This window comes from Amycolatopsis cynarae, assembly GCF_026802195.1.
GTDB lineage: Bacteria > Actinomycetota > Actinomycetes > Mycobacteriales > Pseudonocardiaceae > Amycolatopsis_E > Amycolatopsis_E rhizosphaerae.
Genome location: NZ_CP113836.1, coordinates 1,385,092 through 1,403,815, shown reverse-complemented (window position 1 = coordinate 1,403,815; position 18,724 = coordinate 1,385,092). Strand labels below are relative to the sequence as shown.

The 18,724-nt window shown below is 70.5% G+C and carries 19 protein-coding genes; 8 read left to right on the top strand and 11 right to left on the bottom strand.

Annotation, left to right across the window (positions count from 1 at the left end; genetic code table 11):
• From ORV05_RS06880 to ORV05_RS06870, 3 genes are read left to right on the top strand one after another with little or no spacing between them, the layout of a single operon-like run.
• Positions 1–1,020: a DNA topoisomerase IB gene (locus ORV05_RS06880; RefSeq protein WP_268757602.1), complete on the top strand. Its 1,020-nt coding sequence runs from the start codon at positions 1–3 to the stop codon at positions 1,018–1,020.
• A gap of 28 nt (positions 1,021–1,048) precedes the next feature.
• Positions 1,049–1,705 carry a HemK2/MTQ2 family protein methyltransferase gene (locus tag ORV05_RS06875; RefSeq protein ID WP_268757601.1) on the top strand — a complete coding sequence of 219 codons (657 nt, stop codon included), beginning with the start codon at positions 1,049–1,051 and terminating at the stop codon, positions 1,703–1,705.
• The gene (locus ORV05_RS06870) at positions 1,683–1,886 is read left to right on the top strand and encodes a CDGSH iron-sulfur domain-containing protein (protein ID WP_144592228.1); all 204 of its coding nucleotides are present in this window, start codon (positions 1,683–1,685) and stop codon (positions 1,884–1,886) included. The genes ORV05_RS06875 and ORV05_RS06870 overlap by 23 nt, the downstream gene beginning before the upstream one ends.
• Before the next feature lie 33 nt (positions 1,887–1,919).
• Here the strand turns inward: ORV05_RS06870 and ORV05_RS06865 are convergent, their stop codons facing one another.
• The 3 genes from ORV05_RS06865 to ORV05_RS06855 form a co-directional block, all read right to left on the bottom strand.
• On the bottom strand, positions 1,920–2,921 hold the full coding sequence (locus ORV05_RS06865; RefSeq protein WP_268757600.1) for an iron-containing redox enzyme family protein: 1,002 nt from the start codon (positions 2,919–2,921) through the stop codon (positions 1,920–1,922).
• Positions 2,922–2,950: 29 nt separating this feature from the next.
• Entirely contained in the window at positions 2,951–4,057 is a 1,107-nt protein-coding gene (locus ORV05_RS06860) for a carboxylate-amine ligase (RefSeq protein ID WP_268757599.1), read from the bottom strand.
• Positions 4,058–4,228: 171 nt separating this feature from the next.
• Positions 4,229–5,329 (bottom strand): DNA polymerase ligase N-terminal domain-containing protein, encoded by a 1,101-nt coding sequence (locus tag ORV05_RS06855; RefSeq protein ID WP_268757598.1) that lies wholly within the window; start codon positions 5,327–5,329, stop codon positions 4,229–4,231.
• Positions 5,330–5,372: 43 nt separating this feature from the next.
• Between ORV05_RS06855 and ORV05_RS06850 the strand changes: the two genes are divergently transcribed.
• The 3 genes from ORV05_RS06850 to ORV05_RS06840 are packed head-to-tail and all read left to right on the top strand — an operon-like array spanning position 5,373 to position 9,641.
• Complete coding sequence (locus ORV05_RS06850; RefSeq protein ID WP_268757597.1) at positions 5,373–6,659, top strand: ATP-grasp domain-containing protein; 1,287 nt, start codon at positions 5,373–5,375, stop codon at positions 6,657–6,659.
• A 13-nt stretch (positions 6,660–6,672) separates the two neighbouring features.
• A complete protein-coding gene (locus ORV05_RS06845) occupies positions 6,673–8,694 on the top strand; it encodes a CocE/NonD family hydrolase (protein WP_268757596.1) in 2,022 nt (673 codons plus the stop codon).
• Positions 8,695–8,735: 41 nt separating this feature from the next.
• The gene (locus ORV05_RS06840) at positions 8,736–9,641 is read left to right on the top strand and encodes an alpha/beta hydrolase (RefSeq protein WP_268757595.1); all 906 of its coding nucleotides are present in this window, start codon (positions 8,736–8,738) and stop codon (positions 9,639–9,641) included.
• Positions 9,642–9,740: 99 nt separating this feature from the next.
• Here ORV05_RS06840 and ORV05_RS06835 read toward each other — a convergent pair whose 3' ends face one another.
• Complete coding sequence (locus tag ORV05_RS06835; RefSeq protein WP_326938125.1) at positions 9,741–10,412, bottom strand: bifunctional 5,10-methylenetetrahydrofolate dehydrogenase/5,10-methenyltetrahydrofolate cyclohydrolase; 672 nt, start codon at positions 10,410–10,412, stop codon at positions 9,741–9,743.
• Between the two features lie 205 nt (positions 10,413–10,617).
• Here ORV05_RS06835 and ORV05_RS06830 point away from each other — a divergent pair, with 205 nt between their 5' ends.
• Positions 10,618–11,187 carry a hemerythrin domain-containing protein gene (locus ORV05_RS06830; RefSeq protein WP_268757594.1) on the top strand — a complete coding sequence of 190 codons (570 nt, stop codon included), beginning with the start codon at positions 10,618–10,620 and terminating at the stop codon, positions 11,185–11,187.
• Between the two features lie 61 nt (positions 11,188–11,248).
• Here the strand turns inward: ORV05_RS06830 and ORV05_RS06825 are convergent, their stop codons facing one another.
• The 4 genes from ORV05_RS06825 to ORV05_RS06810 all read right to left on the bottom strand — a co-directional run bounded on the left by ORV05_RS06825 (position 11,249) and on the right by ORV05_RS06810 (position 13,593).
• Positions 11,249–11,890, bottom strand: a complete 642-nt coding sequence (locus tag ORV05_RS06825; protein WP_268757593.1) for a UdgX family uracil-DNA binding protein — start codon at positions 11,888–11,890, stop codon at positions 11,249–11,251.
• Between the two features lies 1 nt (position 11,891).
• Complete coding sequence (locus ORV05_RS06820) at positions 11,892–12,350, bottom strand: SRPBCC family protein (protein WP_268757592.1); 459 nt, start codon at positions 12,348–12,350, stop codon at positions 11,892–11,894.
• Positions 12,351–12,407: 57 nt separating this feature from the next.
• Positions 12,408–13,079 carry a PAS and ANTAR domain-containing protein gene (locus ORV05_RS06815; RefSeq protein ID WP_268757591.1) on the bottom strand — a complete coding sequence of 224 codons (672 nt, stop codon included), beginning with the start codon at positions 13,077–13,079 and terminating at the stop codon, positions 12,408–12,410.
• Positions 13,080–13,239: 160 nt separating this feature from the next.
• Positions 13,240–13,593, bottom strand: a complete 354-nt coding sequence (locus ORV05_RS06810; RefSeq protein ID WP_268757590.1) for a cold-shock protein — start codon at positions 13,591–13,593, stop codon at positions 13,240–13,242.
• 137 nt (positions 13,594–13,730) lie between these two features.
• Between ORV05_RS06810 and ORV05_RS36435 the strand changes: the two genes are divergently transcribed.
• Positions 13,731–14,129 carry a DUF4235 domain-containing protein gene (locus tag ORV05_RS36435; protein WP_407652708.1) on the top strand — a complete coding sequence of 133 codons (399 nt, stop codon included), beginning with the start codon at positions 13,731–13,733 and terminating at the stop codon, positions 14,127–14,129.
• Here the strand turns inward: ORV05_RS36435 and ORV05_RS06800 are convergent.
• The 3 genes from ORV05_RS06800 to ORV05_RS06790 form a co-directional block, all read right to left on the bottom strand.
• A complete protein-coding gene (locus tag ORV05_RS06800) occupies positions 14,017–15,222 on the bottom strand; it encodes a PucR family transcriptional regulator (protein WP_268757589.1) in 1,206 nt (401 codons plus the stop codon). The genes ORV05_RS36435 and ORV05_RS06800 overlap by 113 nt on opposite strands.
• Before the next feature lie 159 nt (positions 15,223–15,381).
• Positions 15,382–15,858, bottom strand: coding sequence for a (2Fe-2S)-binding protein (locus ORV05_RS06795; protein ID WP_268757588.1), 477 nt, complete (start codon positions 15,856–15,858; stop codon positions 15,382–15,384).
• Between the two features lie 209 nt (positions 15,859–16,067).
• Positions 16,068–18,389 (bottom strand): xanthine dehydrogenase family protein molybdopterin-binding subunit, encoded by a 2,322-nt coding sequence (locus ORV05_RS06790; protein WP_268757587.1) that lies wholly within the window; start codon positions 18,387–18,389, stop codon positions 16,068–16,070.
• Between the last annotated feature and the right edge of the window lie 335 nt (positions 18,390–18,724).

The window sequence follows — 18,724 nt, the reverse complement described above, 5'->3', positions numbered from 1 at the left end:
ATGCGACTGGTGCGAAGCGACCCGTCCGCGCCCGGAATCCGCCGCCTGCGCTGCGGACGTGGCTTCCGCTACCTCGCGCCGGACGGGCGGCCGCTGCGGGACCAGGAAAGCCTCGACCGCGTGAGCGGCCTGGCGATCCCCCCGGCCTGGCGCAACGTGTGGGTCTCGCCCGACCCGAACGGCCACCTCCAGGCCGTCGGCACCGATGACGCCGGGCGGCGGCAATACCTCTACCACGAGCAGTGGCGTCGCGAGCGCGACGAGGAAAAGCACGACCGCGTGCTCGAACTCGCCCGGCGGCTTCCCCGCTGGCGGGCGCGGGTGGCGGGCGATCTGCACGGACGCGGGCTGCACCGCAACCGGGTACTGGCGGCCTCTCTGCGGATGATCGACCGCGGCGTGTTTCGCGTGGGCAGCGAGGAATACGCCGAGGAGCACGGCACCCGCGGGGCGGCGACCCTGTTGAAGGAGGACGTGACCCTGCGGCGGCACGTGATCATCTTCCGCTACACCGCCAAGGGCGGGATCGAACGCGCGCTCAGCATCAGCGACGAGGAACTCGCCGCGGTGGTGAAGGCACTGCGGCGCGCGCGCTCCGGCAGCGAGCGGCTGCTCGTCTACCGCGACACCGACGGCTGGCACGAGGTACGGGCCGAACAGATCAACGACCGGTTCAAGGAACTGGCCGGACCGCAGTTCACCGCGAAGGACCTGCGCACCTGGCACGCCACGGTGCTCGCGGCGGCCGCGTTCGCCGCCGCCGGGCCCGCCTCGTCGAAGCGGGCGCTCAAGCGCACTCAGGCCGCCGTGATGCGGAAAGTGGCCGAGGAACTGGGGAACACCCCCGCGGTGGCCCGCAAGTCCTATGTGGACCCTCGAGTCGGCCGCGCCTACGAAGAGGGGGCCACCATCGAATCCGCGCTGCGCCGCCTCGGCGGCACCGGCGTCCGGGGCGAGCGTGAACAGCACGTGCTGGAACGGGCCGTGATCCGGCTGCTGTCCGGCCGTGACCATGTTTGACCGGCCCGGCGGGAGGTACCAGACCCGGGTGTGGTTGCTGAGACCGCCGGGTGTCTACCGCCCGCAGACGGACACCCGGTTGCTGCTGACGGCACTGCGGGAGGCGCGGTTGGGCCGCGGCGCGCGGGTGCTCGATCTGTGTACCGGCACCGGGATCGCGGCCATCGCGGCCGCCCGCGCCGGAGCGGAGTCGGTCACCGCCGTGGACGCCTCGCTCCCGGCCGTGCTGAGCGCGCGCGTCAACACCCGCCTGCGCCGGCTGCCGGTCCGGGTGCGGCACGGGGACCTGAACCGGCCCTTCGAGGGGGCACCGTTCGACCTCGTGCTGGCCAACCCGCCGTACATCCCCGCGCCGTCGCACGGTCCCGGGCAGGGCGCCGCACTGGCCTGGGATGCCGGACCCGACGGACGGCACTTCCTGGATTCCCTGTGTGAAAACGCTTTCGGCCTCCTCAGCCCCGGTGGCGCGATGCTCGTCGTGCACTCGGCGTTGTGCGGCGTGGAGCGAACACTGAAAGCTCTGCGCGACAACGGATTGAAGTCCGCGGTGGTGGCCAGGACCCTCGAACCGTTCGGGCCGGTCCTGCGCCGCCGTGCCGGCTACCTGGAAAGCGCCGGGCTGATCGAACCCGGCGAGCGGCAGGAGGAACTGGTGGTGATCCGTGCCGACCGCACCGGAGGATAGGCCCCGGCGCGTCACCGTCGTGCCGGGCGGGCCCGTCCTGGTGGAGGGTCCGGTGGAGCTCGAACTACCGGACGGCACCACCGTCCGCTCCGACCGGTTCGTCGTCGCGGTCTGCGCCTGCCGGCGCAGCCGCCGCTACCCGTTCTGCGACACCAGCCACCGCCGCACCCGGCGCGCCTGACTCCCCGGCTGGGGCGAGCCGTGAAGGGACCCTTCACGGCCTACGCTGATCGGCGGAGAGCAGGGAGGTGCGGTTTTCCCGCCAGGCCTCGAGCACGTGCGCGGCGAAGCGGTCCTCGACGAGGTTCGTCGCCTGGACGCCGAACACCACGTCCGCCGCCAGTGCCGGTTCGTCCGCGAGCAACCCCCCGATCACGTCCCGCCGCATGACCTGCTCGTGCACCGCGTCGGCCTCGATGTGCTCGGTGAAGAACACCCGGCACGCTTCGGGGGCGCCGAGACGCCGCAACGCGCGGTCCAGCCGGGCCGCGCTCGGCGGTGTGGTGATCTCCGCCGCCGCGAAGTGCCCGACCAGCGCGCCCCGCAGCCGCCGGTGCAGCCCGAACAACGACATCAGGTTCACCACCGCCAGCATGGCGGCGGGGACGCGGTCGAGATAGTGCAGGTAGCCGGGATCCAGACCGGCCGCCGCCAGCAGCTCCGCGTAGAGCCGCGCGTGCACCCGCTCGGCGTGGCCGCCGCCGAACTCGTCGAACTCCACGGCCACCAGTGCCGCCTTGGCCTTTCCGCGCAACCGCGGGATGACCCAGGCGTGCGGATCGGCCTCCTTGAGGTGGTAGATCGACCGGTGCACGAGGTACTCCCGCAGCTGCCACCATTCGCCTTCCCCGGCGAGGAACGCGCTGATGCCGGTGCCGCCCGGCGGCTCGGTGAGCAGTTCGCCGAGCACGCCCTCCACGTCGTCGCCGCCCTCGGTCCCGGCCCGCAACGCGGCCAGGAAGACCCGTTCCAGCGCGGCCCGCAGCCGCAGCAGTTCCGGATCCCATTCCCAGTCCGGATCCACCCCGGGCAGGCCCTGGTAGTGCAGCTCGTAACACAGCTGCAGGGCGAGCTGGGCGTCCTCCCCGAACGGGTCCTCACCGCCCACTTCGGACAGTTCCGGGAAGTCGCGGCGCTCGTCCCGGCGCAACGCGTCCAGCACCGCCGCCGACACCGGACCCCGCGCCCGCGGCAAAGCCGCCACCCCGCTCGTCATGGGCCCCGGATACCCGTCCGCGCGGCCCGTTACGCCCGGGAGGTGAGCAGAGCGATCAAGGCCGGGAACCCCGCGGCGAGGGCGCGCCGCTGCCGCTCGGCACCGGTCCCCCGCTCGTACAGCCTGCGCACCAGCGCCCGCACCGTGCCCAGATCGCCGGTTTCCTCCAATGCCGGGCGGAGGTGGGTGAGCAGCTCGTACACCAGCCACCGGGCGGGGACCCGCCGTGCCCGCACGGCATCCACCCCGGTGCCCGCCAGCCCGTCCCTGGCCGCCGCCCACACCGCCGCCGCGGCGACCTGCGGTGACAGCCGGGGCGGCGCGGAACCACGGCTCAGATCGCCGAGTGCCCGCCGGACCAGTGCCCGGCTCAGCAGGGCCTGCAACACCGCCTCGCCGGGGGTGGCGGCGGTGTCGGCGACCCGGAATTCCAGGGTCGGCAGCGTGGCCGACGGGCGGACCAGCCAGAACGTCATGCCCGGGTCCACCAGCGCCCCGCAGTCGACCAGCCGCGCCACCTCGGCCTCATACGCGGCGGCGGAAGCGAAGTACGGCGGAACCCCCGCCCCGGGGAAGCGGGCCTGCTGCACGATGCGCCAGCTCGCATAGCCGGTGTCGCGTCCCCGGTCGATCGGCGAGTTGACCGACAACGCCAGCAGGACGGGCAGCCAGGGCGCCACCCGGTTCATCACCGCGACGGCCGTCTCCCGGTCCGGCACGCCGACGTGGACGTGGCAGCCGCACGCCTCGTAATCGGCCACCATGCCGCGATAGGTCTCGTCGATGCGGGCGAACCGGCCGTCGTTGTCCCCCAGCGCGGCCGGACCGGACAGCACTGCCGTGCCCGACGCGGCGATCACGCTGTCGTGCAGCCGCGCGGCCTCCGCCAGCGCCCGGCGCCCGGTCGTGAGTTGCTCGCCCAGTTCCTCCGCGGTCCGGCAGATCCCGGTGGCCGCCTCGACCTGGGTCGCGCGCAGTTCACGCTGGAGGGTGGCGCCGCCCGGCAGCGGCGGCTGCCCGGCCAGGATCCGGGAGGCGCGGGGCACCGTCGCGCCGGTGGCCGGGTCGAGCAGGAGGAACTCCTCTTCGACACCCATGGTCGGCCCGGTGCCGGAGTCCGCACCGGACCCCGGCATCCGGTCACCGTCCGGGCGAGGCCGGACCGGGCGTGACATGGCCGGCCGCATGCGGCGGGATGCCCGGCGCCGCCCGCGCGAAACCCGCCCGGGTCACCCACCCGACTGCTGTGAGGGGCCCCCTCACAGCAAATACGACCGTGAGGGGGCCCCTCACGGGAGCATCGGCGGTCAATGAGTGATCAGGCGCCAGGCGGCGCTGCGGTGGCCGGGTTCGTACGGGGAGTCGAGGCGTTTGGCGGTGATGCCGGGCAGGCCGTTGGCGCGGGCGGCGGCGAGGACGTCCGCTCCGCCCCCGGGGTAGTGCTGCGGCACCCGCCAGTTCCCGCCCTCCAGCCGCAGCTTCCGCAACCGCTGCCGCCGCCGCGAGTACGGCTCGTCCAGGCACGAACGGCCGTCGAGGTGCAGCACGTCGAAGGGCAGGTACAGCGCCGGATAGCGCTCGGCGAGCCGCTTGACCTGGCGCGTGTCCCCGGCCCCCGCCCGGTGGCGCAGTGCCCCGGCATCGGGCCTTCCCTCGTCCAATGCGACCAGCACGCCGTCGAGCAGCACCTCCGTCGCCCCGAGCTGTTCTCCGAGTCCGCGCAGTTCCGGATACGCCGCGGTGACGTCCTCACCGTCCGCGCCGCGCAGCCCGGCGCGGCCGCCCTCCACCCGCGCCTGCAGCCGGAGACCGTCCCAGAAGAACTCGTAGCCCCAGTCGAGATCTTCCTCGCCCGGGGGCAAGGACCCCTTGGCGGGCAGCATGGGCGGCACGAACTCGGGCAGGTCCAGCGAGTTCCGCCGCCGGGGCGGGTCGAGGCGGCGGACGATCCACTCCTGCCCGTCGTCGGCGGAATGCCGGTTCACGAACACATAGCGCCCGCGCACCCTGCTGCCGTGGAAGGTCACTTCGACCTTGTTGTCGCTCCAGTGCAGCGTGTCGTAGCGGCCACGGTCCCAGATGGACATGGTGCCCGCGCCGTATTCCCCCACTGGAATCTCGCCGTGGAAGCTCGCGTACTCCAGGGGGTGGTCCTCGGTGTGCACGGCGAGGCGGGTGGCGCCCGGCCGGGGCGGCAGGCCCTTCGGCACCGCCCACGACACGAGCACCCCGTCCCGCTCCAGCCGCACGTCCCAGTGCAGCCGCCGGGCGTGGTGTTCCTGGATCACGAACACGTCGTTGCCGCCGCGCGGCAGCGCGTCCTCCTCCGGAACCGGCTCCGGCGTCCGCCGGGAATCCCGCTTCTTCCGGTACGTGCTCAGCTCCGCCACGAGGATCAACGTACCCATCCCGGCGGTGTTTACCCGGCGCTACGACGGGGATTCGACACGTGTGGCAAGTCCGAAGAACATTTTCGTGCTGGGGCTGGACGACGCGAACCTGCGCACGCTGCGGCGGGTGCCGGGAGCCGAGGACTACCGGTACCACCCGCTGCTGAGCGTCCCCGAACTGCAGGAGGGCGAGATCCCGATCGCCGACCTCATCGACAAGGCACAGCGGGAACTCGACGGCTTCGACGGGGAGATCTCGGCCATCGTCGGTTACTGGGACTTCCCGGTGACCACGATGGTGCCGCTGCTGTGCGCGCGCTACGGCCTGCCGGGACCGAACCTCGAAGGCGTGCTCCGATGCGAGCACAAGTACTGGAGCCGCCTGGAGCAGCAGAAGGTGATCAACGAGCACCCGAGGTTCGCGCTGGTCGATCTCGAGGGAGAGCCCGTGCCGCCGGAGGGGCTGAAGTTCCCGATGTGGCTCAAGCCGGTGAAGTCGTTCTCCTCGGAACTGGCGTTCAAGGTGGACGACGAGAGGGAATTCGCCGAAGCCGTCACGAAAATCCGGGAGGGCATCGGCCGCGTCGGCGAGCCGTTCCAGTACGTGCTCGACCACGCGCCGGGCCTGGAACTGCCCCCGGAAGTGGCCGAGGCGGGCGCACTGGCGTGCCTGGCCGAAGAGGCGATGCACGGCGTGCAGGCCGCGACCGAAGGATTCGTCCACGACGGGGAAGTGATGGTCAACGGGGCGCTCGATTCGATCAACTACCCGGGGAGCTCGTCCTTCCTGCGCCACCAGTACCCCTCGCAGCTTCCGGAACCGGTGGTGCACCGGATGTTCGACGTGTCGAAGCGCGTGATCGGCGGGCTCGGGCTGGACAACTCCACGTTCTCGATCGAGTTCTTCTGCGAACCCGAAAGCGGCGAGGTGTGCGTTCTGGAGGTCAACCCGCGCCACTCGCAGTCCCACGCGGAGATGTTCGAGTACGTCGACGGTGTGCCCAACCACCACTGCATGATCCAGCTCGGCCTGGGGAACCGGCCGGAAATGCCCTACCGCAAGGGGGAATACCGGCTCGGCGCCAAGTGGTACCACCGGCGGTTCCACGACGGGATCGTCCGGAGGCTGCCGAGCCGGGCGGAACTCGACCGCCTGCGGGAAGAGGTTCCCGGCACCGTCGTGGACCTCGTGCCGTCCCCCGGTCAGCGACTGTCCGATATGGACGCACAGGACAGCTACAGCTACGAGCTCGCGTTCGTCTACACCGGCGCGGACAGCGAAGAACAGCTGATCGAGAAGTACGAGCGCGTGGCGGGCGGGCTGCGGTTCGAATTCGACGAGGTGTGAGGAGGAATGTTCCATGCGCGCGGTGGGTTCCCTGCCGCACGGGATCACCGAGGAGGAGCACGTCTGGATTCCGGTGAGCGACGGCATCCGGCTTTCCGCGCGGATCTGGCGCCCGGTGTCCTCCGACGAGCGTCCGGTTCCCGGGATCCTGGAGTACATCCCCTACCGCAAGAGGGATCTCACCGCGGTCCGGGACTCCATCCACCATCCCTACCTGGCCGGGCACGGTTACGCCTGCGTCCGGGTCGATCTGCGGGGCACCGGCGAGTCCGAAGGCGTGCTCGTCGACGAGTACCTGGAACGGGAGCAACTCGACGCGGAGGACGTGCTCGACTGGATCTCCCGGCAGCACTGGTGCGACGGCCGGACCGGGATGATGGGCATCTCCTGGGGGGCCTTCAGCGCACTGCAGGTGGCGGCGCGGAAACCGCCGAGCCTGCGCGCCATCGTGATCTCGTCGTTCACCGACGACCGCTACTCCGACGACTTCCACTACATGGGCGGCTGCATGCTCTCGGACAATCTCGCCGAGGCAGGCACCATGTTCGCCTACAGCACGCTGCCGCCGGATCCGGCGCTGGCCGGCGAGCGCTGGCGCGACCTGTGGGCCGAGCGCATCGAGGCGGCCGGACCGTGGGTCGACGAGTGGCTGCGCCACCAGCACCGCGACGGCTACTGGCGGCACGCTTCGGTCAGCGAGAACTACCAGGACCTGAGGGTTCCCGTGCTGGCCTCCAGCGGCTGGGCCGATGGCTACTCGAACGCGGTCACCCGCCTGCTGGCCCATGTGGACGTGCCCCGCAAGGGCCTGATCGGCCCCTGGTCGCACAAGTACCCGCACCTGGGCGAACCGGGACCGGCGATCGGCTACCTGCAGGAGGTGGTGCGCTGGTGGGACCACTGGCTCAAGGACGCGGACAACGGGGTGATGGACGGGCCGATGCTGCTGACCTGGATGCAGGACGCGGTGCCGCCCTCGACGTCCTATGAGGACCGTCCCGGCCGGTGGGTCGGCGAACCGTCGTGGCCCTCGCCGCACGTCCGCCCGACCTCGTATCCCCTGGCGCCGCACCGGCTCGCGTGCCCCGGGGAAGAGGTCGGCGAGGTCGCGCTGAACGTCGAGTCACCGCTGTCGGTGGGCCAGTTCGCCGGGAAATGGGCCTCCTACAACGCGCCTCCCGACCTGCCCTACGACCAGCGGGAGGAGGACGGGGGTTCGCTGGTGTTCGAGACCGGCGAACTCACGCACACCTGCGAGATCCTCGGCGCACCCGTGCTGCGCCTGAGCGTCTCGGCGGACCGGCCGGTGGCGATGATCGCGGCCCGGCTCTCCGACGTCGCACCGGACGGCGCCGCCACCCGCGTCACCTACGGGCTGCTGAACCTGACCCACCGCGACGGCCACGACCACCCCGAGCCGCTGGAGCCTGGGAAGCGGTATCGGGTGAAGCTGACCCTGAACGGGGTGGCGCAGTCCTTCCCGGCCGGACACCGGATCCGGCTGTCACTGTCCAGTTCGTACTGGCCGCTGGCGTGGCCGCCCCCGGAACCCGCGCGACTGACCGTCTACACGGGAGCGAGCGAGCTGTCCCTTCCGGTGCGCACACGCCGCGAGGAGGGTGAAGTGGCCGCCCCGTTCGGGGAACCGGAAGGCTGTGCCCCCATCCCGACCACCCGGTTGCTGCCGGGGGAACAGCGCTGGACCGTATGCCGCGATCTGCTGTCCTACGAGTCGGTGCTCGAGATCGTGCGCGATTCGGGCACCCTGCGCCTGGACGGCATCGACCTCGCGGTGGCCCGGCGCGCCTGCGAACGGTTCAGCTCGAAGGCCGACGATTTCGCTTCCGCCGCGGGGAAAACCGACTGGTCGATCACCTTCTCCCGCGGTGGCTGGTCGGCGCGAACCGACACCCAGCTGCTGCTCGGGTGCACCCGCGACCAGTTCGTGCTGCACGCCAGGCTCGACGGCTACGAGGGTTCCCACCGGGTCTTCTCCCGCAACTGGCACTACACCTTCCCGCGGGAGCTGGTGTGAGCCGGGTTTGCCCCGGAGGCGGCCAGGGTAGCTGGACGCGTGTGAGCACCAGCCTGCGCGCCCGAGCCCTGATCGCCTCGATGTGGCTGACCCGGCGCAAGCAGACCTTCGCCGACATCGGAAAACTGTACGAGAGCATCGAATCCCGGCAGCGGCCCGAGAACGCCAGACCGCCCGCCACCGTGCGCAGGCACCTTTCGGTCGAGTGCGAGGAGATCCACGGCAGACCGGTCTACACCCTGCGCCCGCGCGGGCGCCCCTCCTCCCGGCACGTGCTCTACCTCCACGGGGGCGCCTACGTACACCAGATCCAGCGGGACCACTGGTCGTTCCTGTCCCGGCTGGTCCGTGCGACCGGTTGCACCGCGACCGCGCCGCTGTACCCGCTGGCGCCGAACCACCACTACGACGACACCATCGCTCTGGTCGAGGCGGTGTACAAGGAGAAACTGGGCGGTGTGGCCCCACAGGACCAGATCCTCATGGGCGATTCCGCGGGCGGCGCGCTCTCCCTGGTACTGGCGAGGAAATTGCGGGACGAAGGCAGGCCGCAACCCAGGGAGATCGTGATGATCTCGCCGTGGCTGGACGTCACCCTGGCCGATCCGGACCAGCTCGACCACGACCGGCACGACCCCTACCTCGCCATCCCGGGTTTGCGGGAGGCCGGGCGCCTCTACGCCGGATCCCTGGATCCGGACGATCCGCTGGTGAGCCCACTCCACGGCGACCTGCGCGGGCTCGGTGCGCTGACGGTGTTCGTGGGCACCCGCGATGTGCTGCTCTCCGACGCACGGCGGCTGCGGGCGAAGGCCGCCGCCCAAGGGGTTCCGCTGGAGTACCACGAGTATCCCGGGATGTTCCACGCCTGGGTGATCGCGGGCATCCCGGAGGCGAAGCGGGCAGGCTCCCTGATCGCCGAAATCGTACAGCGAGGTGCACGATGACTCCCGCATTCACGGCATCCACTGTGGACACTGTGACCGGGGAAAGCGGGCGGGTGCGGAACCTCCTCCTGTTGCCCACCGACCAGCGGCTGGTCCCGATCAGTGCAGGGCGCGGAAGGCTGCCTCGACGGTCTGTTCGAGCAGGACGGCGATGGTGGTGGGCCCGACCCCGCCCGGTACCGGAGTGATCAGCCCGGCTCGGCCGAGTGCCTCTTCGAAGGCGACGTCGGCGACGTTGCCCGGGTTGTACCCGGCGTCGACCACCACCGCACCCGGCTTGAGCCAGGCGCCGCGCACGAATTCCGGCCTGCCGACCGCGGCGACCACGATATCGGCGCCGGCCACGATCGACGGCAGGCCGGCGGTGCGCGAATGGCAGACGGTGACCGTCGCGTCCCGGGCCAGCAGCAGCATCGCCACCGGCTTGCCGAGGATCGGGCTGCGGCCGATCACCACGGCGTGCGTACCCGCCACGTTGACGCCGTAGGCGTCCAGCAGCCGTAGGATGCCCGCCGGTGTGCAGGAGGCGACCCCGGGCAGCCCGAAGGCCATCGCGGCGAACGAGTGCATGGTGACCCCGTCGACGTCCTTGCCGGGCGCGATCGCCTCGAAGGCGGCACGCTCGTCGATACCGGCGGGAACGGGGTGCTGCAGCAGGATCCCGTCCACCGTGGGGTCGGCGGACAGCTCCGCGATCGCCGCGACCAGCCCGGGCGTCGTCGTGGTGGCGGGCAACGGAACGTGCCGGGAGTCGATCCCGCCTCGCGACACCGGTTGCGCTTCATCCGCACGTAGGTCACCGACGCGGACCCCTTCCGGCCCGGGCCGCTCCCCGGTGGTGCCCCACCCGAACGCCAGTCACGGCCCGGCCCCACCCTACCGGGAAACGGCGGATCCGGGCGGGAAGGTTGTCCACCCGCCGGAGCGGGTAGCCGGAGTCCGGCCCCACCCCACGAAGACGAAGGCGGGTACTCCGATGACCGGCACGCGGGAAAGCGACCTCATCTCCGTGATCACCACCGATCACCGCGAAGTGGAACGGATCTTCACCGAACTGGAATCACAGCAGGGCACCCCCGAGCACCGGCGGGCGCTGGCCGACCACGTGATCATCGAACTGGTCCGGCACTCCGTGGCCGAAGAACAGTTCGTGTACCCCGCCGCCCGCAGGGCACTCGACAACGGGGACGAACTCGCCGACCACGAAATCGAGGAGCACGCCGAGGCGGAACGGGTGATGAAGGATCTCGAAGACGTACCCGCCACCGACGCGCGGTTCGACGAACTGCTCGGCAAGCTGATGGCCGACATCCGGCACCACATCGGGGACGAGGAAACGGACCTGCTGCCCAAGCTGCGGCAGGCCTGCTCGGCCGAAGAGCTGCAAGAACTCGGCGAAAAGGTCCTGCGGGCCAAGAAACTCGCTCCCACCCGACCGCATCCATCCGCGCCGGACACCCCGCCGGCCAACCGCATCCTCGGTCCGGGCGCCGGCCTCATCGACCGGATGCGCGACGCGCTGAGCGGTCGCGGCAAGCAGGAGTGACGGGCTCGCAGTGTCCCTTCCGGACAGTCCGTGCCCGCCGAGCTTCCGCGGCCGAGACGGCTCAGGAGTGCGGAATGGCCTTCAGATCGGCGACCAGGGCGGCGTAGGCGGTGTGACGATCGGGTGCGCGCAGGACCGACGACGGGTGGACGGTGGCGAGCACCAGTTCCGGGCAGCCGTGGAATTCCTCGGGCGCGTCGAGCAGCACCCCGCGCTGCCGGGTGACCTTGAACGACGGTCCCATCACCGCCTGCGCGGCGGTGGCGCCCAGCAGCACGGCCACCTCCGGCCGCACCGCCGCCATCTCCGCCAGCAGCCACGGACGGCAGGCGACCACCTCGGTGCGCGAGGGCTTCTTGTGGATGCGCTGCTTCCCGCGCCCCTCGCGGTCGAACTTGAAATGCTTGACCGCATTGGTCACGTAGATCTCGTCGCGGTCGATGCCCACCTCGAGGAGGGCGCGGCCGAGCAGGCGGCCCGCGGGCCCGACGAACGGCTCGCCCTCCAGGTCCTCACGGTCGCCCGGCTGCTCCCCGACGACCAGCACCCGCGCGTGGTCCGGCCCGGCGCCGAACACGGTCTGCGTGGCGTCCCGGTAGAGGTCGCAGCCCCGGCAGGAGCGGGACGCCTCCCGCAACCGGGCCAGCTCGGTGCTGTCCGGGACGAACGGCGAGGCGTCCCGCTTTTCGCGCGTGGCGGGCATGTCAGCCCGGCCGCCCCACGTCACCGCGCCAGGCGCCGGTCTCCCGGCCGCGCCCCTCGATGAACTCCTTGAACCGGTGCAGGTCGCCGTGCACGCGCCGGTCCAGCACCCCGAGCTTGTCCGCGGCGTTTTCGGCGAACCCCTCCGGGTCGATGTCCATCTGGGCCGTGACGCGGGTCTTGTCGTCGGCGAGCCGGTGGAAGGTGATCACCCCGCCGTGGTCGGGGCCCCGGTCCGACCGCCAGGCCACCCGTTCGTCCGGGTGCTGCTCGGTGATGGTCGCGTCGAACTCGCGCCTGACCCCGGCGATCCGGGTCACCCAGTGGAGATGGGTGTCGTCGACCTGGCGGACCTCCTCGACCCCCGCCATGAAATCCGGGAAGGATTCGAACTGCGTCCACTGGTTGTAGGCCCTGCTCACCGGGACGTTCACGTCGACCGATTCGGTGATGGTGCTCATGCCCCTCCTTGCTTCAACCTTGGCGATCACGCCTCGGGTACCTCGCCGGAGGGAGGGCTACACGTCTTCGCCCGGTCTGGCCGACCGTGCGAGGACCGACTCCAGGTACTCGCGGGCGCGGTCCCGCTCGACCGGGGTCTGCACCGCGGCCACCAGCCGCTCGGCCAGTTCCCGCAGCTTGACGTTGCCGCGCTGGGAAGCGCCGATGAGCAGATCGAAGGCGGCGGCCGAATCGCAGCCGTACGCGAACATGATCATGCCCTTGGCCTGCTCGATTGTGGCGCGCGACGCCATCGCCCGCTGCAGCCCGGCGGCCTCGCCGGCCAGTTCGGACAGTTGCACCGCCTCGCGTAGCCGGGCCGTGGTCAGGTCGACGTAGTAGCCGTGGACTGCGGTGGTGCCGCGCTCGTCCCGGTCGACGTCACCGACCACGACCACCGCGCGGGTGGCCCCGTCGGCCGCGGCGATGCGCAGCTGGCAGCTGAACGCCTCGCCGCCGGCTCTGGCCCCCTCGAAGACCTCCGCCAGCTGCGGGCGATCCATCGGATGCCCGTGCTTGCGGACCACCTCCAGGCCGGGTGAGACCGATCCCGGCCGGTAGCCGTACATCAGGTAGATCTCCGCGGACCAGGACCAGGTCCGGGAACGGACGTCCCAGTGGTACATGCCGACCTGATCGGCGCTCTGGCCGGAGGGCAGGACGGACAACGGATCCGGCGTTGTGGACATGCGTGTACGGCTCCTGTGCTACAAGCTTGCTCGACACGGGTGCCACGCTGCTGGACAATCCCCAGAAAGCCAGATCATAGCCAAAAGATCATCAGGACTCGCGCACCGAGCACCGGAGCACCCCGGTGGGGGGCGAGTGTCACGCCGAAGAGCGGATCGCTCAGTCGAGCCAGCCCTGGTCCCGCACGAGGTCGAGCACCAGCTTGCGCACGCGCACGATCTGGTCCGCGGTCAGCGTCGGGACGCCGGTGAGCAGCGCCTCGGTCAGCTCCTCGCGGAAGTCGAGGCTGTCCACGTCGTAGTCGGCGGTGGACCGCACGACCCGGACGTTGGAGGCCTTCAGGCCGCGATCGCCCTTCTCGATGGTGAACTCGACGATGGTGCCGGGGGCGACCATCCGCTTGTCCACATCGAGATCATTGACGTGCATGAACACGTCCTCGCCACCACTGTCCGGCGCCACGAACCCGAACCCGCGCGCCTCGTCGAAACGAACAACCTTACCCGTGACCACCGCAGCCAACCCATTGTCCAATCCGGGCGGGAAACCGCCCAACCACACCGTGGCGCCAACGTACCGCCTCGTGCCGGACCGCACAACGGCGGTGTGAAGCGGGCAGGCGCGGGTACTCGCTCGATCGGCTACCCAAGGTGACGGGACGGAGAGAAGCCGTGAAACTGCTCTACAAACCGCTCAGCCTGGTCGTCAGCGCCCTCGGCGGTGTGCTGGCCGGCGCGATCTTCAAGCAGTCGTGGAAGGCGATCTCCGGCGAGGCGGAAGCCCCGAAGGCCACCTCGACCGAGCACGCCTTCCGCGAGGTTCTGCTCGCAGCGGCCTTGCAGGGCGCCATTTTCGGCGTGGTGAAGGCCGCGTTCGAGCGCGGCGGGGCGGAGGTGTTCCACCGCACCACCGGCACGGACCTCGAGAAGAAGCGGATCAGTTCCGCGGAAGCTGCGCCGTTTCGGGGAACAGGGTCAGCGCGCGCAGCGCGGTACCGAGTTCGGCGATGTCCGCCGGGTCGGCGAGCGAGCGGCCGAGCTCGTCGGTGATCTTCTTCAGCCGGTGGCGCACGGTGTTGGGGTGACAGAAGACACGCTCGGCGACCAGTTTCGTCGAACCCCGGCAGTCGAACCACGCCCTCAGCGTGAGCAGCAGGACGTTGCGGTCCTCGGGCGGGAGTTCCAGCAGCGGCCGCAGCACCTGGTGCGCGAGGTGCGCCGAGGCCTCCGGGTCGCTGGCCACCAGCCCCGCCAGCGGCGATTCGGTGAACTGGACGACCTCCACCGTGCCCGGCATCGCCCCGGCGAGCGCGACCCGCGCCAGGTGCAGGGCGCGGGCGGTGTTGCCGAGGCCGCTGAACACCGGGGAGACCCCCACCCGCCCGGTCGCGTTCTCCTTGAGCAGGGCCAGAACCGGCTCCGCGCCCTCCGGCGCGCGCAGCGACACCACACCGGCCTGCAGTTCCGGGGAGAGCCGCCAGGCGGAGGCGTGGTGCCGTTGCCGCAACGCGTTTTCGATCCCGGGCAACGGTTCCTGCCCCAGCCCCGGGGTCTGGGCGGCGACCACGACGAAGGTGCCGTCGAGCGAAAGATCCAGCAACCCCGCGATTTCCCACAGCACGCCCTGGGTGGCGGTGGCGCCACTGAACAGCGCTTCCAGCAGTGCCAGGCGTTTCTCGTGCTGCGTCCGCACGATCGCGGCGACGGTCTCGCGGTAGGCCGAGGTGAGCGCCTCGGTGTAGTCGTCGATCAGCGCCCAGATGCCCCTCGTGGCGGCAACGAGTACGTCGGTGTCGCCGTCGGCCTCCGCCAGCTCCACGAGGCTCTGCCAGACCTCGGTGAACCCGATCCGGAAAGCGCGCAGCAGTTCCGGCAGCGGCGCGCCCTGCCGGGCTCTTTCCCGCCCCGTGTCAACCGCCTTGGACAGATCGGGCGTACCGGATTCGCGCAACGCTCCCACCAGGAAGCGAAGGTTCTCTTCGCACGAAGTGCGAAGATGCCCGTGCGAAACGAAACGCTCGTTCCGGTACACCGGGATCTCCGTGACGATCTTCGTGAAAGCGCTCTCCACGAGCTTCGGCATCCGCACCCAGGCCGCGTCGGCCAGCTGGGCCACCGCCGGCTCGGTCCCCGTGTACCGCATCGATGTCCTCACCGTGTCGCTCCCGGGGCTCCCCGTCGAGCCCCCGGAAGCGTCATCTAACACCAATTGGGCCGGTTAGACTATTGACAGCGAAAAAGCCCCGCGATCGCGGTGATCGCGGGGCTTTCCCGCCGCGGATGCGGCACGGCTGCGCCGGGGTCACATCCGGGCGGCCCCGGTGGTGATTGCCTCCCGGATGCGGTTGTAGGTACCGCAGCGGCAGATGTTGCGGATCTCGTCGAAGTCGGCGTCGCCGAGTTCCCGCCCCTCGGCCCTGGCCTGGCGCACCTTGGCGATGGCCATCATGATCTGCCCCGGCTGGCAGTAGCCGCACTGCGCGACGTCGTGCGCGAGCCACGCCTCCTGCATCGGGTGCAGCTGCCCGGTCCGCTCGTCCTCGAGCCCTTCGATGGTGGTGATCTCGTCCTCCGGCTTGATGTCGGACACGGGCACCGAGCAGGGGTTGAACGCCTTGCCGTTGATGTGGGACGTGCAGGCCTTGCAGACGTTGAGCCCGCAGCCGTACTTCGGACCGGTGACGCCCAGCAGGTCCCGCAGCACCCACAGCACGCGCACATGGTCGTCGGTGTCCACCGTGACCTGCTTGCCGTTCAGGACAAAAGTGTGCTCTGACAAGGAAGACTCCTAGCGTGTGTTCTTTAAGCGGCTGAGCCGCTTGCTGTGGGCTGTCAGCTGGCACCGCCGCGGGTTCTGACGTGGTTCCTCGCAAGAACAGCACTGCCAGCGCTTCGTGAATTGGCATTCATGAGGAGGCGATCCCACAGCGAGGGACCGCGTCAGGTTCCGCCACCCGCACCGCCACGCAAACCGCTTTCAAAAAGGTTTTAGAACGCGTACTTGAGGCCGTCGACGGGAGAGTCGGGAATGGACGGTTCCCGCGGCAGGGGCTCGAAGCCCAGCGTGCCGTGGTTGATCGGGAAACGGGTGGGCATGGTGCCGGTGGCGCGCCCGTACGCGCAGGCCACCGCGGCCATCGAGCTGGCAACGCCGAGTTCGCCCGCGCCGCCGGGTTCGCCGTTGGCGGGCATCACGATGATCTTCATCTCCAGCGGCGTGTTCCACTGCCGGGTGTAGAAGAAGTTGTCCCAGCTGCCTTCCAGCGGCAGGCCGTGGTCGATGTGCAGGCTTTCGGTGAGCGCCAGCCCGATCCCGTCGTTGATGCAGCCCATCATCTGGGCCTGAAGGCCCCGCGGGTTGATCGGCAGCCCGGCGTCCACCGCCATGAACGCCTTCGTCACCCGCGGGCCGGTGACCCCTTCCCGCACCTTGCGCCGGACCGTTTCCGGACGGCAGTCGATCTCGACCAGAACCGCGCTGCAGCTCTTGTATTCGGCATGGAAGGCGATGCCCTGGGCCATCCCGGCGGGCATCTTGCGGCCCCAGTTCCCGGCCTCGGCCACCTTGTCCAGCACCGCGCGGTACCGCTCCTCCTTCAGGAAGGAGCGGCGCAACTCCAGCGGGTCGCGGCGCAGTTTGGCCGCGAGCCGGTCGACCACGAGCTCCCGGGCGCAGACCACGTTGGGCGAGTAGACGTTGCGCATGCTGCCGGTGTGGAACTTGAGCGGCACCTCGTTGAGCAGCTGCGTGGTGACCCCGAAGTTGTACGGCATCGACTGGGACAGCTCGAAAATCGTCTCCGAGAAGCCGAGATCGCCGACGGGGAGCCGGGCCGCGACGGAGCTGAGCAGTTCGCCAAGGCCGTGCCCGAAGTCGGTGGCGACGCTGGTGTGCCGCTGCTCGTAGGTGACCACATTCCCCAGAGCGTGGTTGAGGCGAACCCGCGACACCGACATCGGATGAGCCCTGCCATGCCGGAAGTCGTCGGTGCGATGCCACATCAGCTTGACCGGCTTGCCCATCTTCTTCGAGATCTCGGCGGCCTCGATCGCGGCGTCACCGAACAGCTTGCGCCCGAACGAGCCGCCGCTCTGCATCACGTGCACCTTGACCGCGCTCACCGGCAGCCCGGCGCGGACCGCGATCTCCTCCTGCACCGCGATCGGCGACTTCAGCCCGGACCAGATCTCGGCGCGGTCGGCGCGGACGTCGGCGACCGCGCAGTTGGTTTCCAGCGCGCTGTTGCTGGCGAAGGCGAACACGAACTCCGCGTCGATGGAGTCGGTGAGCACCGGTGGAACCGCCATCGGCAGGGCGGCCGCGCGAAGCTTGGCGAGCACCGTGTCATCGGACTCACCGTCCACAGTGCCCGGTCCCCAGGTGACGTCGAGCGCGCGGACCGCGTCGATGCAGTGCGTGATCGTCTCCCCGCGCACTGCCACCCCGGTCGACACGACCGCGACGTCGGTGATCCCGGGCATCGCCTTCACCGCCGCCAGGTTGTTCACCTTGGCCACGGTGCCGTTGATGGTGGGCGGCCGGCGCACCATGGCGGGCTTCGCACCCGGCACCTGCAGGTCCATGGTGAACTTCTTGCGCCCGGTCACCGCGTCGCGCGCGTCGATCCGGTTCTGCGGGGTGCCCACCAGCTTGAACGACGAAGCCGCCTTGGGTTCCGCGCTGACCTGTTGCACCTTGCTGCTCGCCGCCGCCTCGGCCAGCGAGCCGTAGGTGGCGCTCCGGCCCGAGGCCCCGCGGATCACGCCGTTGTGGACGGTCAGGGTGGACACGGGGACCCGCCACTGCGCGGCCGCCGTGGACAGCAGCCGGGCCCGCGCGATCGCGGCCGCGGCGCGCACCGGGTGGTACAGCGACCGCACCGAGTTGGAACCGCCGGTGAGCTGGTTGAACACCAGTTCCGGGCGGGCATCGGCGAGGCTGACGCCGACCTTGTCCAGCGGCAGGTCGAGTTCCTCCGCGATGAGCATCGCGACCGTGGTGGTGATGCCCTGGCCGACCTCGGCCCGCGGCACGGCGAAGGAGGCCGTCCCGTCGCGGTTGATGGCGATCGCGATCAGGCCCGAGGTGGGGAGCGCGGCCAGGGTCAGCGCGTCACCGAGGTCGAGCAGGTCGGCGGGTTCGGGCGGGGACGGGATCGCGGCGTCCGCGGAGGCCGGGACCGTCAGGTCACCGCCGATCCGGGCCGCCACCGCGAGCGTGGGGGCGGCCAGCAGGTATCCGAGGAACCGGCGGCGCCGCACGCCCGGATCCCCGGAGGCGGGCAGCGGCGATCGGCCTTGATCTGCCATCGACTGTCCTCTCAGCGCAACATGGACCGGGAAAGGTCACGCGAGAAGGACGGCGAGACAGCCTCGCCGGGGCTCCTCCTCGAGCCATGACCGCGGTCACGATAGGAACCCCGCGCACCGGGGGTCAACGGTGCGTAACCGAGTCCGCCGAAGTCTGTGACGCGATGACAGCGAAGTACGACAAAACTGTGACGCCCCCACACCCGTGCGTGACCTCCGACGCAGCTTGTGTCCCACGCTAGGGAGGATGAACCCCACGCTCGGGAGGGCGAGTGTCGAACTCGCGCGCACCAGCGTGGGACACAAGCGCACGGGCGTGGGAAAGGGCGCCCCGC